Below are 1,097 nucleotides of genomic sequence, written 5' to 3' on the forward strand. Positions count from 1 at the left end.
GCCTGCGCTGTGTGGAGGCTACAGCCGGATCGGCCTTCCCTCGGAGCCAATCCCATGGTTACATAAAGAATGGCTGCGCCATCGGGGTTTCGTCACGGGGACTTCATCCCGGTGCAGCGCGGCGCGCAGCCGAGCAGCCATCCAAATTGGGAATATATCATCGGGCCCGGCGAGGCGTGGGACGAACCGGGCGACAACGGCTACACGCGCGTCTCCTTTCCCTTCTCGCTGCAAGAGAAGAACGCCAACTGCACTCATAACGGCGCGATGACGTTCCTGTTTACGGATGGCGGACAGGTTTCGGACGTCGCCTATCAGATCGCCGGCGAGACCTGCCTTTATTTCAAGTTCGACCTTTGGGGGCTAATTCCGGCGAATTATTCGCCGGGCGCGATGACCGACGCCGCGGCCGTGAAGGCCGCCTATCAGGCCGAGGTCGCCGGGCGCATGCCGACGAAACCGATCGGCGATCTCGCGGTCGATTATCCGGGGGCGGACCCGGCCAAGTTCGGATCGCCCGCCGAGGTGACGCCGGCCCACATGTCCGCCTACGGCTTCATCATCAACGGCGTGCATTATGTCGGCGGATGCGAGACGCGCGCCGGCGCCTATCCTTATTGCGACGCGATGGATCTGCCTTCCTACTCGACGGCGAAGTCGGTCTTCGCCGGAGTGGGGCTGATGCGGCTCGAAAAGCTTTATCCTGGCGTCATGCAGGACGTGATCTCGCTGTATGTCCCCGAATGTGCGGCGGACGGCGACTGGTCCGACGTGACGCTCGAAAACGCGCTCGACATGGCGACGGGCAATTATCGCTTCGCGACCTATTTCCGGGACGAAGGCTCGGCGGCCATGACGGACTTCTTCCTTGAGACGACCCACGCCGGTCGGATCGGCCGCGCCTGCACGCAGTTTCCGCGCAAGGCTACGCCGGGAACGGTTTGGGTCTATCACACGTCGGACACTTATATCCTCGGCGCGGCCATGCAGGCGTTCTACCGCTGACGAAACCCCGATGGCGCAGCCATTCTTTATGTAACCATGGGATTGGCTCCGAGGGAAGGCCGATCCGGCTGTAGCCTCCACACAGCGCAGGC

General features: G+C 62.8%; 1 protein-coding gene. It reads left to right on the plus strand.

The genetic code is table 11. From position 1 onward, the window contains the following. The first annotated feature begins 69 nt into the window (after positions 1-69). On the plus strand, positions 70-1,005 hold the full coding sequence (locus tag CHB64_RS14995) for a serine hydrolase domain-containing protein (RefSeq protein ID WP_089413439.1): 936 nt from the start codon (positions 70-72) through the stop codon (positions 1,003-1,005). The last annotated feature ends 92 nt before the right edge of the window (positions 1,006-1,097 follow it).

It is taken from the genome of Amphiplicatus metriothermophilus (assembly GCF_900199215.1).
GTDB lineage: Bacteria > Pseudomonadota > Alphaproteobacteria > Caulobacterales > Parvularculaceae > Amphiplicatus > Amphiplicatus metriothermophilus.

Excerpts from the sequence above, each read along its gene's own strand:
- CHB64_RS14995 (WP_089413439.1), top strand. The coding sequence starts at position 70 with ATGGCTGCGCCATCGGGGTTTCGTCACGGGGACTTCATCCCGGTGCAG.